The 16422-nt window shown below is 42.6% G+C and carries 11 protein-coding genes; 6 read left to right on the forward strand and 5 right to left on the reverse strand.

Going from position 1 to position 16422, the window contains the following annotated elements; genetic code table 11:
- Window positions 1-55: 55 nt before the first annotated feature.
- From VB775_RS19155 to VB775_RS19165, 3 genes are all read right to left on the reverse strand, one after another.
- Window positions 56-1057 (reverse strand): PDDEXK nuclease domain-containing protein, encoded by a 1002-nt coding sequence (locus VB775_RS19155; RefSeq protein WP_281005795.1) that lies wholly within the window; start codon window positions 1055-1057, stop codon window positions 56-58.
- A 155-nt stretch (window positions 1058-1212) separates the two neighbouring features.
- The gene (locus VB775_RS19160) at window positions 1213-1512 is read right to left on the reverse strand and encodes a hypothetical protein (RefSeq protein ID WP_281005796.1); all 300 of its coding nucleotides are present in this window, start codon (window positions 1510-1512) and stop codon (window positions 1213-1215) included.
- A 487-nt stretch (window positions 1513-1999) separates the two neighbouring features.
- On the reverse strand, window positions 2000-2674 hold the full coding sequence (locus tag VB775_RS19165) for a hypothetical protein (RefSeq protein WP_281005797.1): 675 nt from the start codon (window positions 2672-2674) through the stop codon (window positions 2000-2002).
- A gap of 338 nt (window positions 2675-3012) precedes the next feature.
- On the opposite strand from VB775_RS19165, the gene VB775_RS19170 reads away from it, so the two are divergent.
- A complete protein-coding gene (locus tag VB775_RS19170) occupies window positions 3013-4134 on the forward strand; it encodes an amino acid ABC transporter substrate-binding protein (protein WP_281005798.1) in 1122 nt (373 codons plus the stop codon).
- A 49-nt stretch (window positions 4135-4183) separates the two neighbouring features.
- Here the strand turns inward: VB775_RS19170 and VB775_RS19175 are convergent, their stop codons facing one another.
- Together VB775_RS19175 and VB775_RS19180 are read right to left on the reverse strand one after the other, a co-directional pair.
- Window positions 4184-4783, reverse strand: a complete 600-nt coding sequence (locus VB775_RS19175) for a phycobiliprotein lyase (protein WP_281005799.1) — start codon at window positions 4781-4783, stop codon at window positions 4184-4186.
- A 102-nt stretch (window positions 4784-4885) separates the two neighbouring features.
- Complete coding sequence (locus VB775_RS19180; RefSeq protein ID WP_323216911.1) at window positions 4886-5281, reverse strand: hypothetical protein; 396 nt, start codon at window positions 5279-5281, stop codon at window positions 4886-4888.
- A 681-nt stretch (window positions 5282-5962) separates the two neighbouring features.
- On the opposite strand from VB775_RS19180, the gene VB775_RS19185 reads away from it, so the two are divergent.
- The 5 genes from VB775_RS19185 (at window position 5963) to VB775_RS19205 (ending at window position 16269) form a co-directional block, all read left to right on the forward strand.
- A complete protein-coding gene (locus tag VB775_RS19185) occupies window positions 5963-7048 on the forward strand; it encodes an ATP-dependent 6-phosphofructokinase (RefSeq protein ID WP_281005801.1) in 1086 nt (361 codons plus the stop codon).
- Window positions 7049-7118: 70 nt separating this feature from the next.
- On the forward strand, window positions 7119-8147 hold the full coding sequence (locus tag VB775_RS19190) for an ABC transporter permease (protein ID WP_281005802.1): 1029 nt from the start codon (window positions 7119-7121) through the stop codon (window positions 8145-8147).
- 70 nt (window positions 8148-8217) lie between these two features.
- Window positions 8218-9870 (forward strand): DUF3352 domain-containing protein, encoded by a 1653-nt coding sequence (locus VB775_RS19195; protein WP_281005803.1) that lies wholly within the window; start codon window positions 8218-8220, stop codon window positions 9868-9870.
- 169 nt (window positions 9871-10039) lie between these two features.
- Window positions 10040-11989, forward strand: a complete 1950-nt coding sequence (locus VB775_RS19200) for a diguanylate cyclase domain-containing protein (RefSeq protein WP_281005804.1) — start codon at window positions 10040-10042, stop codon at window positions 11987-11989.
- Between the two features lie 197 nt (window positions 11990-12186).
- Window positions 12187-16269 carry a PAS domain S-box protein gene (locus VB775_RS19205; RefSeq protein ID WP_281005805.1) on the forward strand — a complete coding sequence of 1361 codons (4083 nt, stop codon included), beginning with the start codon at window positions 12187-12189 and terminating at the stop codon, window positions 16267-16269.
- Window positions 16270-16422: the final 153 nt, after the last annotated feature.

The raw sequence follows: 16422 nt of genomic DNA on the forward strand, positions 1-16422 counted from the left end.
TTTAAATATCACTTTTGAGAAGTCTGCTCTAACGCAATGTTAGACAGTCTCAGAATTATTGCTCATCTTTGCTTTTGCTTGCAAGTAATTCATAGAACTCATTCAGTTTTCTTCTCAAAAGTTCTTTCGGGATAAGTTTGATTTCGTATTCAGCAACAACGGTAGGACTGATGGATCGGCTGAGAGCATATTCCACAACTTCATCATCTTTGTCTCGGCAGAGCAGAACACCGATACTGGGGTTTTCGTGAGTTTTTTTGATGTCACGATCAAGGGCTTCGAGATAGAATTCAAGTTGTCCAAGGTATTCAGGTCGGAATTTATCAATCTTGAGTTCAAAGACAACGAGGCTCTGGAGTTCGCGGTGGTAAAAGAGCAAATCAATGAAGAAGTCACTATTGCCAACTTGGATGCGATATTCTTCTCCAAGAAAAGTGAAGTCTCGACCAATTTCTAGGATAAACCCTTTAAGGTAAGAGACAAGTGCCTTTTTTAGATCGTTTTCGGAGTGGTTGGAAGGCAGGTTGAGAAAATCAAGGACGTAACTATCTCGAAAGATTCCAGCGAGTGGTTTAGGGTGATTCGTTTGTAAAAGTTTGGTATCGGCGAGACGGGTACGCTCGAAGATACCACTATTGATTTGGCGATCAAGTTCACGGGTGCTGTAACGTTCGGTAGCAGCGAGTTCAAGATAGAAAAGCCGCTCGGCTTCAGTCTTGCAACGTGAGATGAGGATAGAATGATGAGTCCAGCTTAATTGTGTCAGCAGTGATGACACAATTTCAGGATTTGGATAGGTTTCATAAAATTGGCGCATTCTGTAAAGGTTGCGCTTTTCAAATCCTTTCAGTTCAGGTTCTTGACTTTGGATAAAGGCACCAAGCTGCTCGATTGTTTTTTGCCCCCATTCGCTTGTAGCTAGGCGATCGCTGATGTACTTACCAATGCTCCAGTATAGTTTGATCAGTTCTTGGTTGGCGGTAGCAATGACCTTTTGCTGGGCTGTTTTGATGAGGGTAAGGACTTCAATAAATTGAGGCTGCAAGGATTCCGTCATTGAGTGCTTTCACTGGGGATTTTAATAGTATCGTAAAGGGCATCTCAAATTGAAACAAAATAAGGCGTGTTACATTTCATTAATACACACTACAAGATAGGTGATCGCACTGTTATGACTTCTGTTGCAACAATTGAACTGCTCTTCTAGAATCTCTACCTACAAACACTTTCCACATTTGCATTGGTAATGGAGAAAGCATCAAACTCTCTACCTTCAAACTCACCTGTTACAGTTACTTTTTCCCCAACTGTGATGTGGCGAGTTGTATTATCTCCGCAGATATCATAGGAATCGACTGTGATGGAACGACCGCTACTATTCAACTGAAATCCATCCTCCCAAACTTGATGGACTCTACCAGAAAAGGTAGTACTTTGCGCTTGGGCAATTGCACACCCAATAGTAAGGGTTCCAAAAAGGAAGAAGGTAAAACCTACAACAGTTGACTTCATAATTTACCGTCTCGATCTTTAAAATGATTAACAATATCTAATATATCTATTTTAAGTGAGATGGAAAACAAAGGTTTCTTATCATTTGCATTTATAAAACTAGATATTACCACGCCACAAATTTCAACTACTTCCTGATTAACAGCTTCAGATAGATTTGGCTTTTGCTTGGACTCAAGATAAATATGCACCGCTAATATTGGGACATATAAACTTCTCTCTTGAATTCGATGTGTTTTTTACAGATCGGACTCAGCATTTGAGATTAGCCCAAAGTATTTTAACTAAAGGAAAAGTGGCGCGTTACGTTCCATTAACGCATCCTACTGGACTGATTCATCTAAATTGATGCAATAGAAAACTTGGCAAAGAAAGTGTTGTCAAGTTTTTGATAGCTCGCCTATTGCACTATTTTTAGATAAAACAGTCCACTACAAGATCGGCAATCGCTAAATCTGATAAGCAAAGGACAGTGAAGAAAAGCTGGTCAATCATTGCCATCCTCAAGTGCTAGATAAGATACCAATGCTTGCGGGTGAAGGCTGCCATGATCATATACTGAGAGATCTGTCATTTTACTTAGAACAAGCGATTCGTCTGTGGGAAACAAATGCCAAATATTCAAACTTGGGATATCTTCCTCAAAGTACTCATCAGCGATGATCCAGAAAGACCATGAGACTGGATTGTAGCCAGCCGCTAACTCATACCCACTGCCACCACAGACGCACAGATTCCATGATTTAAAGGAGGCATTAGAGTCTCCTTCTTCAGCGACCTCTCCTTTCCCATAGCTTGCTAAGTGCATCAATACCCTCCCTAAATCACCTTTAAAGTCAGGCTTCTTACCTGCAAAGGAAAACCGTCCACATAGCTCATTCCATGGCTCGGTGGCAAATAGAAAGTTATATAGCATCATTTGACCGAAGAACTTGCCTGTCCATAATTCATTGGAATCAATTAGCTTAAGTTCCCAGAGGTGAAAATCATTGTTCTCATCGAATTCGACTACATCTAATATTGTATCGGGCATACCAAAAGTCTTGCCCTTGGAGTAGTTACCGATATCGTATCTAAGTTGAAGATGAGGGACAAATACTCGGTTGGGATACTTCTCAGCCATTAGATCGAGAAAAGCGCGTTGATACTCGTTTTCAGTCATAGAGATCAAATCCGACTAACTATGTATTAGACGGAAAAATTTTGTCTAATCTGACTATAGGGGATATAGGCTGAAAGTCAAATTTCTTGCTAATCGCCCTATATGGGATGTTATGCAGAAAAATTTTGCCTAATCACCTTAACGGTGTATTAGCCCAACGATATCATATATTATTTAGGCTAGTTACTTCATAATTTCATTATGCAAACTGAGCCGCCACCTCGGAAATTGCTTGATAGAGATAGGCGATCGCAAATCTCGCAATATTGTCAGTCTTTTTATTGGCATTTTTGGACAAGCCGCTATAATGCATTCAAAAAAGCATCTAAAAAATATTCATGCATTATCAAAAGCGATCGCATCGCCCAAGCTGGCGGCACTTCTGGAAAAGGCTAATCAATCAGAACGTCTGGCAACGGGCAATCGCTTTGTTACTAGCAGGTTTATGTTTATTTGCCCTAGCCGCCTGTGAGCCAATCCCCGAACCCAATCAAGTCAGTGTCGGCAGTGTCAATCGTCTCAAAAATGTACTTAGTCGAGGCAAATTGGTTTGTGGCGTTAGTGGCGAGTTACCAGGATTTAGCTTTGTCAATAAAGAGGGCAAATATTCAGGGCTAGATGTCGATATTTGTCGAGCGATCGCTGCTGCTTTATTTGATAATCCTGATGCAGTCCAATTTCGCAACCTTAATGCTAAGGAGCGATTTACGGCTTTACAATCAGGCGAAATCGATGTACTAAGCCGCAATACCACATGGACATTAAGCCGCGATACGGCTTCTCGCCTCGCTTTTATGCCCGTAGTTTTCTATGACGGTCAGGGGGTGATGGTACGCAAAGATAGCAATATTAAGGCGATCGCCGATCTCAAGGATGCGGATATTTGCGCCCAAACAGGTACAACCACAGAGCAGAATCTCGCTGACCAAATGCGTAAGCGGAACCTTGCCTATAAGCCTGTCGTTTATGAAGACGTGAATGCTACTTTTGCGGCTTATCAGTCAGGACGTTGTGCAGCAATTACAGCAGATCGCTCGGCTCTGGTGGTGCGTCGGACTCGACTCGCTGATCCTGAGAATCATGTGGTTTTGGATTTTGTGATTTCTAAGGAGCCGCTAGCGCCTGCGGTCGGAGATGGAGACTCGAAGTGGTCAGATATTGTCAAATGGATTATTTTTGCAGCGATCGAGGCGGAAGATTTGGATATTTCTTCAGTAAATCTTGCTGATCAATTACAGAGTAAAAACGCCGAAATTCGGAGGTTCTTAGGGGTTGATGGTAGCTTAGGAAAAGATACGGGAATTGCCAATGACTTCACGGCGCGAGTGATTAAGCATGTTGGTAATTATGCCGAAATTTACGATCGCAACCTTGGCAAAGATAGCCCATTCAAACTACCACGTGGACAAAATGAACTTTGGAAAAATGGAGGCTTAATGTACGCTCCGCCATTTCGCTAGGAGGTATAGCCCCTCTCCCTGCGGGAGAGGGGTTGGGGTGAGGGCGATTTTACCAGCCAAACACTGAAGCGATCGCAGGTGGAGTAAGAGGACTAATCTCTTCTACAACCTCAGCATTACTAGCTTCTCCAATCAATTCCTCAGTACAGAAAGTCGCAGTACTAAATCCACCAAATCTCTGCACAGTACTCGCTCGCATCCGCACATTTGGAGCAGGAAACCAAAATCGCTCATAGGAACTCATGGAAGGATATTCGGTAATCAAGACAAGTGCATCTTCGTCATCGATTTCGTAACAACCGATTACAGGCATAACTTCCGCATAGCCACGTTCTCGCAAAAGCTTACCTTTGCGCCCTGTCTCATCATCTGGCACAAGAGCAAACACAGTTTCGCCTGAGTGGTTTTCATCATCTTCCTTATCCCATGCCATCGTTCCATCCCATTTGACATAGGCTCCACCGATCGCTGTGGCTGGATCAAATTCATGCATTTGGCAGATTTCAATTACCTTCGGATCGTCAGCATTGAGTGGATTAACATAAATTTCTGAGCCACCTTTTTCAGCACGACGAAAGGCGAGGTGATGCGTGGTGCGTTGCGATTTCCATTTGCCTGCACTTTTTTGAAAAAATTCTAAAGCGTTCATAGTAGTGATAAAAAAAAATTAAAAAAATCTTTTGGCTTGGATCTGTGTATATGCTTTCTATGCCTAAGTTTACAATCGAAAACACGGCAAATATTAACCTTATTAAATAACTTTCCGACCCATGCCGATCGCCTTTGAACGCTTAGGCGTTTTCACGACTGTGATTCCAGTTATAGAAAAAACAGCCTCATTGATATGATCAGCCATGCCAGGAATCAGGAACTGTATGTTCTTAGTGAAGTTTTTAGTCCACATTTTCAGCAGTTTATCTTTAGCCTCTTCATTCACATGGATATTTTTATCTTGATCAATCATTATCATAGCTACCTCTTCATCCCTTACGGTGAGTACAATAGCAAGGCTTTCCTGATCCGCATTTAACCCTTCATACCACTCATCAATATGCTCTACTAGCTTGTCTTGATAAAGTGCCAGAGACATAGGTTCGTTTTTCAGTAAGGCTTTTCGCAATGCTCTTGATATTTCTCTGGTTCCCATCGATATTATTGAGCCTATCAGTAATTATTACATTCCATACTAGTCGCAGCGCTTCTTACCGTCAAACTCAAAAGGGAATGGCGATCGCGATAATTTGCGAGTAATTGTCCGTAAATCTAAACGTAAGTACCTATGCAAAATAAATTCCCAAAGCCTGTAAAGTTGCACCCCTGCGGGGTGCAACTTTACAGGCTTTGCTTTGTAATTAATTTTTAGCTACTTACACCCCTCCCACCCAAGAAATAAACATCAAAAACCAAGAATTAGCGTTGCGGCGCTTCGCGCCGCAACGCTAATTCTTCACTGGGAAGGGAGTAGTTCACAAATATTTAAAATCTCGACACAGATCTTGTCGTGATAATAAGTTATATCAATTTACAAAAGTGTGATGACACTTTTGTAAATTATAGCTGTCGCCATTCTTGTTAGGACATAAAACCCAAATAGTGTGAGGCGGCGCGAAGCGCCACCTCACACTATTTGGGTTTTGAGTTTGTCCTGATACAGGTGGCTATAGCTATAAAAACCAAACCCAGTCAGGGTTTTAAAAACACAAAATGGTTACGCCATTTTGTGTTTTGGCATCAAAGCAGAATCGCAGGGTAGAGATTGAGGTTAATCGATGTAAAGCATCGCCAAGCCTCAACTCTCGATCAATATTGAGAAACTATTACAAGATTTATGACAAAGCCTAAGCGTATTGGTATTTTGACAAGTGGTGGTGACTGTGGCGGACTGAATGCCGTAATTCGAGCTGTCGTGCGCCGCGCCCGTGATTATGACATAGAGATTTATGGCATTAAAGGCGCAACTCAAGGATTGATGAATCGTCCAGTGGAAGCAGAGCTACTGGATATGAAAAAAGTTTCAGGTATTCTGCGCTATGGCGGCACGATTTTAGGAACTGTCAATAAGGGCAATCCCTTTGCCTACCCGATGCCCGATGGCTCAATTCTCGATCGCTCCGAAGAAGTAATTGATGGCTACCACAAACTCGGTTTAGATGGACTAATTGGCATTGGCGGAGATGGGAGCTTAGCAATCCTACGTCGTCTTGCTCAACAGGGGCAGATGAATCTTGTAGCCGTGCCAAAAACCATTGATAATGACTTGGGCGCAACCGAAAACTCAATTGGATTTAATACGGCGGTAAGTGTCGCTGTGGAGGCTCTTGATCGCTTGACCTATACTGCCATCAGTCACAGCCGCGTGATGATTTTAGAAGTAATGGGACGGGATGCGGGACATATCGCTGTCAGTGCAGGGATTGCAGGTGGAGCGCATATTGTCTTGATCCCAGAGATTCCCTATAACCTTGATGAAGTATGCGATCGCCTGATGAATCGCGCCCTACGTGGCTTTCATTTCAGTACGATGGTCGTCGCTGAAGCGGTAAAAACCCCAACAGGTGAGCCTGTAAAATATACGAATAGCCTCGGTCAGATCCTCTATGGTGGCATCGGTCAATATCTGGGCGATCAGATTAGTACACGCACAGGAATGGAAAGCCGCGTCAGTGTCTTGGGGCATGTGCAGCGCGGTAGTACACCGTCACCACTTGATCGCATCCTCGGCGCAGCGTTTGGTGTTGCAGCCGTAGATTTAGTCGCGCAGGACAAGTACGATCGCATGGTGGCTTGGGTAAATCGCGAAGTAATCGATGTACCAATTGCCGACGCGATCGCGCAATATAGTGCGGTTGATATTCATGGGACATTAATTCGCACGGCGATCGGTTTAGGGACTTACGTGGGAGAACTAGGCTAGAATGAGCGGCGCTAAGCGCCGCTCATTCTATAATTGTTTTGGAAGCATTTGTCCAGTAAAACTTCAGCCTATGTCTAGCCGCCTCAAAGCCCTGTTTTATTACATTACGGCGCGGTTGCTACTCGCACCGATCATGTTGTGGGCGATCGCCACAGTCGTATTTCTGTTGATGCGAGCCACCCCTGGAGATCCCATTGATGCGATTTTAGGTCCCCGCGCCCCTGAAGAAGTAAAGGTGGCTCTGCGGGAACAGGTGGGACTAACAGGTTCTCTCTTTTCACAATATTGGCAATATATGCAAGATTTGTCCCGTTTTAATCTGGGCAAATCGATTAGTACCCGTGAGCAAACCGTTGGGCAAATTATTAAAAACTTTTTCCCTGCTACTGCTGAATTAGCGCTGTATGCGCTGATTGTAGCTTTAGTAGTTGGATTAACCGTAGGCATTGTGGCAGCTTTGCGTCCAAATACAAAATGGGACGTAGGCGGTCGCTTATTTGGGATTATTACCTATTCATTGCCACTGTTTTGGGTGGGAATGATCTTGCAATTGGTGTTTTCGGTGCAGTTGGGATGGTTGCCAATTGGAACGCGCTTTCCGACCAGTGTTGAGCCGCCTGTTCGGATATTGGGACTATATACGATTGATGCCTTGATTAAGGGTGATTGGCAAAATTTTTGGACAAGTATTCAATATTTGATTTTGCCTGCGACGAGTTTAGGAATTGTGATTAGTGGTATTTTTGAGCGGATTGTGCGGGTAAATTTGCGGCAAACTTTGCAGTCGGACTATGTGGAAGCAGCCAGAGCCAGAGGGCTTAATCCCAGAGCAATTTTGTTTAACCATGCACTCAAAAATGCGATGATCCCCGTAATTACGATTTTAGGTTTGACGCTGGCTTCGATGTTGGGTGGTGCGGTGTTGACTGAAGTTACTTTCTCTTGGCCGGGGCTTGCCAATCGCTTATTTGAGGCAATCTCAGGACGGGATTATCCAGTGGTGCAGGGAATTGTCGTATTTTTTGCAATCATCGTCACGATCGCGAGTATTCTCGTAGACATTATCAATGCTTGGATTGATCCGAGGATTCGTTATTAAAAAGCATCATAAACAGCGCCAAGAGCCGTTTATGATGCTCCCAAAACCTTAGTTTTTTGTTGCTAGTGGTATGAAAATAAAACCTGTTTTTGTTGGGATTGCGGTAGTTGGAATTTTGCTGCTGGTGCTGAGCTTGAGTGCCGTGGGCAAAGTTTTAAGCGCAATTCCCCGTGAGGTTTTGGCGGGAGTCAAGACTCAGCCACTAGCTGTGAAGTTTTTGCCGCAGCGATCGCCTTTATTTTTATCGTTTTTGGTGAATCCAGAAAAATTGGGATTATTTACCCAGTTAGCTGCACCACCAAGCGATCGCGGTGATGTGCGTCATGAATTGGCTAACCTCAAACAGCAATTGCGACAAAATTGGTTATTAGATTACGAGAACGATATCCAGCCTTGGCTCGATCAAGAAATTACCTTAGCTGTCACTGATGTTGATCTTGATGCTCAACCCGCTAATGGTTTGCAAACAGGCTACTTATTAGCGTTTGCGGCGAAAGATGCTGACCTCGCCAAAACAAGTATTGATGCTTTTTGGCAAAGGTTGGCAGTGAATGGCTCCGACTTGGGCTTTGAGCAATATCAGGGTATCTCGATCTTAAGTACAAGCTTTGTGAATGATAAACCTGCGATCGCGGGGACAACATTGGATCAGTTTGTGTTGTTTGCCAATGATGCGCGGGTATTACGCAAAGCGATCGATGCAATCCAAAAGCCTGAATTGGCTCTAGCAAGTCTACCTAACTATCGCGATCGCCTCGCCCAGTTGAGTACAGGTAAAAATACTGGCAAGGTCAGCGTCGCTTATGTAAACCTTGCGGAGTTCGGTGAAGAGTTACCCAAAGAAAGCTTGTTAATGGGCTTAGGTTTCGATAAGAATGGCATCAGAGTAAAAACAGCCTTGACCTTAGCCACTAGCGACCAGAGCGAAACTGCGATCGCTCCCTCGACAACAAAGCTCAAGACCTCAAAAAAATCCTCAGGGAATATTGCTAATGCAATTCCTTCAGGAAGTTCCGTAGTCATTGGGAATAATCTCGCACAAACTTGGCAAGGGCTGCAAGATACAATGCTCCCCGAATGGAAACAAGCACTAATCAAAAGCATTGCCCCAATTCCTATGGATGGTAATGCTTTTGCATGGGCGCAACAGGACTATGCGATCGCCTTATTTCCCAAATCAAGCAGCGCTCCTGATTGGTTAGTAGTTGCGAAAGTGGAAGATGCTAATGGAGCGAAGGAAGCGCTCAGTTCTCTTGATGACATGGCAAGAAACAAGCTGACTGTCGGAGAAATCTCTCTGAAGTCACAACCTGTGACCATTTGGACGAAGCTCTCAGCTAGTGATAACTTCGCGGTGTCAGGGAACGTCGCGGCAGCCCATACTCAAACCAAAGATTATGTGTATCTATCTAATTCACTACCAATTTTAGAATCAGCGTTAACACTCAAAAATAATGACTCGATCGCTGCAACCAAGAGTTTTAAAACTATTTTGGCGAAGTTACCTAGCGATCGCTTCACCTACGCATATTTTGACAACAATATTGATCTGTCTTGGTTACAAACAAGCCTGTTGAATCTCAAGGTTGTGAGTGAAACTTCTGAAAACATAGGCAATTCACCCATTGCACAAATTTTTCAACATGTTAAAGTAGCTGGATTTGCTAGCAATAGTAGTGATGCAGTTACGCAAAATGGTGAACTTTTCTTAATCCTAAAGTGATTAAGGCTTTGCCGCAAAATATGGAACCAATTCTTAATGGGGCGGCGATGCCGCTCCATTAAGAATCTAGTTTTTTATTAAATTACAGCACCCTTAGGGGTAAGCACAGTACAATCAAGTCCTTATTAAATCTCAGAATCCTAAACTTGCATTTGCTAGTCTTTAATCAATGCCTGTCAAATCCTTTTTATCCTATGAGCATTTTCGTAGCATCCCTCTGCAATTGATGATGATATTGCCGTTTGTGGTTCAAGCCCTGATGATTGTCGGACTGATTAATAATCTGTCTGATGGTGACTGGGGAATCTGGATGTATGGATGGGTTTTGGTGCTATCGATTGGGTTTGGTCTGATCATGGCATATTGGGTAAATCAGTCCTATGAAGCAGTCGAAATCGCTCTTAAAGAATCACAAGAAAAATATAAAGTTCTTTTTCAAACACTACCAATTGGAGTTTCGATAACCGATAAGGAAGCTCGCATTCTCGAAAGCAATGCTATCTCTGAAAGGTGGTTAGGAATCCCAAGTCCCTCAGAAATCGAATGTCTTCAGCAACGCAAAATTAATCCTAATGTGCTTCGTGCCGATGGCTCACCCATGCCTGTCGAAGAATATCCCTGTGTTAGGGCTTTGAAAAGCAATCAATCTGTTTATGATGTGGAAATAGGTATTGTCTGCGCTGATGGAATTTTACGATGGTTTAATGTCAGTGCAAGTCCCATCCCTTTAGAGCGGTATGGGGTGGTGTTAGTTCATATCAATATTAGCGATCGCAAGTTTGCTGAACAAGCGATGCGCCGCAGTGAATTGAAATTACAAGCTTTTTTAGATAACGCTCCGACATTGATTGCTATTAAGGATTTAGAAGGTAAATATCTCTCGGTTAATCAGGAACTTGCATATTTTATGCAAGTTCCTGAAGCAGAAATTCTAGGCAAATATGACTATAACTTCTTTTCTGCTGAAGATGTCAAAAATATCCGTCGCCATGAACTACAGGCGATTTTTGAAGGTTTAGCAATTGATTTTGAGCAAAGTTTACAACTTCCTAATGGAATGAGGACTTTTTTTGTCACTAAATTTCCAATAATGGATAATCATGATAAGCCCTGTGCGATCGCCTCAATTTCCATAGATATCAGCGATCGCAAACTTACTGAGGCTGCACTCAAGGAGAGCGAAGCCAGATTTCAAAAAATTGCAACTATTTCTCCTGAAGCTATTTACATTTTGGTGCGTCATCATGATGGTAGTACACTTTTTGAATATGCCAGTCCCGCTAGTGAAGCATTGCTAGGTGTAAGTATTGATTATTTAAGACATAATCCAGATCTTCGCTATGTGATATTCCATCCCGATGATTTGGCTGGCTATGAGCAAGCGATGGAAAAAAGCATCAAAACGATGCAATTGTTCCAGCATGAGTGGCGGATTGTCTCACAAGGACAAATAAAATGGATTAAATCTCAAGCTATGCCTGAGCGCCGAGCAAATGGTGATGTGGCTTGGTATGGCTTTGCCATTGACGTTAGCGATCGCAAACAAGCAGAACTTGATCTCGCTCAAGTAGAAAAAGACCTCAAAGCAGCTAATCAGGAACTTCAAAGATTAGTGAATCTGGATGGACTGACACAAATAGCTAATCGCCGTTGTTTTGATGAGCGGATTATCTATGAATGGCAAAGACTCCATCGAGAGAAACAGCCCTTGTCTTTACTAATGTTTGATGTTGATTATTTCAAACGATATAACGATCACTATGGACATCAATTGGGAGACGAATGTTTGCTCAGAATTGCCCAAGCTGTAGATCAGGTAGTTTACCGACCTGCCGATCTGGTGGCGCGGTACGGTGGAGAAGAGTTTATTGTGATTTTGCCGAATACTAATCTCGAAGGGTCGATCGCTGTTGCTAAAAACCTGCATGAAGCGATCGCTGATTTACAAATTCCGCACCAAGATTCAGATGTGAGTGATATAGTCACAATCAGTATGGGTATAACTTCTGACATTCCTAATCTAGAGCGATCGCCATATGTCTTGATCAATCAAGCCGATCAAGCCCTCTATTATGCAAAACAGCAAGGACGTAATCAATTGGTGATATTCACTGATTAGTAACTGATGTTACGTGGATAGAATTCCTACGATCATCTAAGTCTAGGGCTTGCCCTGTGGCACAGCCCCTAAAAATTTAAATTATTGGGGTAGGGGCAATCCCCCCGTGGTTGCCCTGTCTTGCTAGCAGCAAAAGATTCATCATCTGAGTTCCACGTAACATCAGTTAGTAAATATCTTCAAAATAATGCGAAAATATGACAGATCTGCAATTAGCTCCAATGATTATTGACCGCAAAAAGGTTTCTTTTCGTAGCATTCCTCTGCAATGGCTGATGTTATTTGCCTTTGCGGTACAAGTTTTTGGGGCTGTGGGACTAGTTGCTTATTTATCTGGACAAGAATCGATTCATAAGCTAGCGAATAGACTTAACACAGAAATAAGTACCAGTGTTACAGAGAAGACGAAAACTTATCTGCAAACCATTGACCAAGTTAATAAGAACAATATTAGTGCCTTACGTCGAAATATATGGAACTTTGATGACTTCTCTAGCCAAGAGCGACAGGCTTGGGAACAGATGCAACTTAATTCCTTGTCACCAATTACGATCATTGGATTTGGAACTCCTTCGGGAGGACATCGGGCGGTAGAACTGCTTACAGATGGCACATTTAGCATTCGGGCTGCTCCCAATGGTGGCGGTAAATACAGAACCTTCACCACAAATCCAGACGGCTCACCAGCGCAAGTAACCGAAACATCCGTTATGTTTGATTCGCGTCAGCGTCCTTGGTATCAAGTAGCTGTGCAATCAAAACAAGCAACTTGGACTCCTGTATATCCCCATATTTACACAGGAGAACTATTAGTCGCCCTTGCAGAACCAATCTACGATCTCAACAATGGAAATTTATTGGGTGTCACCTATGGGATTCGATCCCTTGAAGCCATTAGTAAATTTTTACGAAGCATTGATATTAAGGCTGGTTCAGTTTCTATCATGGAGCGTGATGAGACTCTGGTGGCAACTTCATCAATGGTTCAAAAACCATACCAACTTTCTCAAAATGAAACTGAACAGAAGTTACTGAAAGCAAGTGATAGCCAAAATCCTCAGATCCATAATTCAGTCAAATATTTGCGTGATCGCTTTGGGAGTTTAGCGAATATTCGTCAATTAGAGCAATTTGAATTTGATATTAACGGCGATCGCCAAATTGCTCAAGTATTACCCATATTTGATCGCAATGGTTTGGATTGGTTCATTGTAGTGGTTATACCTGAGTCGGAATTGATCGCCGATATTCAAGCGAACCAAGTTTGGACTATTCTGCTATGTGGAATCACACTAATTGTCGCGACAGGGATTAGCGTAATCACAAATCGATGGATTGCCAAGCCGATTTTACGATTGAGTCGGGCTAGCAAGGCGATCGCCAATGGCGAGTGGCAGGAAACCTTACCAGAAAATCATGCGATCGCCGAGATTAGCACCTTAGCTACGTCTTTTAATCAAATGACAAAACAGGTGCAGCAATCCTTTGATCGCGTGGAAATAGCCCTTAAAGAATCAGAGGAAAAGTACAAGGTTCTTTTTAAAACAGCACCAATCAGTATTTCCATTACCGATAAAAATGGTTATATCCTTGAGGGCAATGACATTGCGAAAGACTGGTTTGGAGAATCACAGCCATTGCAGCAAGAAGAATGTGAAGAGCGTAAGCCAAGTCCTAACGTAATCCGTCCTGATGGCTCAGTGATGCCAGTCGAAGAATATGCTTGTATTCAAGCTTTAAGAAATCAAGTTCCTATTTACGATGTAGAAACGGGAATTGTATGTGCTGATGAGGTTTTACGTTGGTTTAGCGTCAGTGCTGCGCCGATCGCTTCAGAGCTTTATGGAGTGGTGTTGATCCATATTGATATTAGCGATCGCAAGCTTTCTGAGTTAGCTGTAAATGCAGAGATGTTGCGCCGTAAAGCTCTATTTGATGCATCCCTAGATGGGATTGTGATGCTGGATCAAGAGTGTAATGTTATAGAAGCTAATGCTAGTTTTGCGAGAATGCTAGGCTATTCTTTAGAAGAAATAGTTAATCTAAATGTTAAAGATTTTGATGCTCATTGGACAATAGAAGAACTTGATCAGAAAATCGAAACTAACAATCTCTGTCTCGATACCTTTGTAACCCGTCATCTTCGCAAAGATGGATCGATCTATGATGTGGAAATTAGTACAAATTCAGTGGATTGGTATGGTCAATCTGTTAATTTTTGTATTTGTCGCGATATTAGCGATCGCAAGCAAGCTGAAATTGTCTTGCAGCAAACTCTTAATGAATTAAACTATCACATTGAAAATTCACCACTAGCAACTATCCGATGGGATCAAGAATTTCGAGTCGTCTATTGGTCAAAACAAGCCGAGGATATATTTGGTTGGAGTGCCGCCGAAGTTTTGGGTAAAACTATGCAGGATTGGCAATTCATTCATGAAGATGATTTAGAGAGCGTCATGCTGAAAGCCGCGAAACTAGTGAGTGGAATCAGCGTCACCTGTCAGAATCGCAACTATCACAAAGATGGCTCTATCATCTATTGTGAATGGTATAACACGGCACTAGCTGATGAGTCTGGGAATTTGATATCGATTCTGTCCCTTGCCCATAACATTAGCGATCGCCAGCACCTTGAAAAAGAACTAATTCATAGCCGAAATCTGCGAGAAGCAATCTTTAATGAATCTAGTGATGCACTATTTTTAGTTGATAGTGAGACTCGGCTTACCATCGATTGCAATCAGCAAGCAGTGAAACTATTTGAAGTAGATTGCAAAGACGATCTGATTAATATTGAAGGTCATATTCTCCAAAAACGGCTATTTACTCCACAAGAAAGTGCCCAAATTATCCAAGAAGTAAATCAAAAAGGATTCTGGAGCTTAGAAGTTGAATATATCACTCGTAAGGGACGCGAATTTTGGGGAGATCTTTCTGCCAAACAAATTACCTTTGAAGATCAGCGTTTTCACCTAGTGCGCGTAGTGGATATCACCAACCGCAAACACACCGAAATCGCCTTAGCTGAAGCAAAAACTGCCGCAGAGGAAGCTACTAGAGCAAAGAGTTCATTTTTGGCAAGCATGAGTCATGAAATTCGCACACCGATGAATGGGGTGATTGGCATGACGCAACTTCTGGAAATGACCGAGATGACAACCGAGCAAGAGGAATTTGTCAAAATAATCAAAGATAGTGGTGAAGCTCTCCTGACAATTATCAATGACATTCTCGATTTCTCAAAGATCGAATCAGGAATGTTGGAAATAGAAGCTAAAGATTTTGTCCTAGAAGAAGTGATCAAAGGCGTTTGCAATTTATTGAAAAATCAAGCGATCGCCAGACAAGTCGATCTCCAATATGCGATCGCCACTGATATCCCTCAGCGTCTAATCGGCGATCATGCCCGTTTACGTCAAATCCTTCTCAATCTAGTCGGAAATGCCGTTAAATTCACTCAAAATGGTCAGGTTATGATCTCAGTTAGTGGGAAAGTTCGCCCCCCCAGCCCCTCTTCCAGAGAGCCAGCGCAACAAGAGATGGGAAGAGATAGGGAAGACTATGAGCTAAGTTTTGCGATCGCTGATACAGGTATTGGCATTCAAAGCGATCGCCTTGATCGCTTATTTCAACCCTTCACCCAAGCCGATCCTTCGATTAGTCGCAACTATGGAGGTACTGGATTAGGCTTAGCCATCAGTAAACGTCTCGCCGAACTAATGGGTGGCACAATTTGGGTAGAGAGCCTTGGTCAAATTGGGGGCAGTCCACCTCTCGTTTGGAAGTCACAGCCGCGCTCACCTCAAGGGGCAACTTTCTACTTTAATGTCACTTTATCAATTTACAAAACAGTCAACAACACCCAAGCAGTTTCGGCGCAACTGTTTGAGATTGACAACAAAATGGCAGAAAGACATCCCTTACGAATTCTGGTAGTAGATGACAATCTCGTTAACCAAAAGATTGCAAAATTAATGTTTGCCAGACTGGGCTATCACTCAATGGAGATCGCTAACAATGGATTAGAAGCAGTGCAAGCAGTGAAAAATCATGACTATGATTTAGTCTTGATGGATGTTCAAATGCCTATTATGGATGGATTAACAGCTACAAAGGCGATTCGCACAGAGCTAAGAAGTAATGTGCGGATTATCGCGATGACGGCTGATGCTATGCCCGAAGATCGCCAAGCTTGTTTTGATGCAGGTATGGATGATTACATCAGTAAACCCGTTAATATCCAAGCAATTATGAATCTAGTTTCCTCTATATGCTAAAAGCTTTAATTAGCTAGGTATAGAAAGCTTTTAGCATATAGCAACTCAAGAGATAGCTAGCAAGAAGATGAGTGGCGGCGCTTCGCGCCGCCACTCATCTTCTTGGTTTTATGTCCTAAGCAAAACTTACATTGCTATAGTTTAAAGAAAAAT

This window comes from Pseudanabaena sp. CCNP1317 (assembly GCF_034931345.1).
In the GTDB taxonomy this organism is placed as follows: domain Bacteria; phylum Cyanobacteriota; class Cyanobacteriia; order Pseudanabaenales; family Pseudanabaenaceae; genus Pseudanabaena; species Pseudanabaena galeata.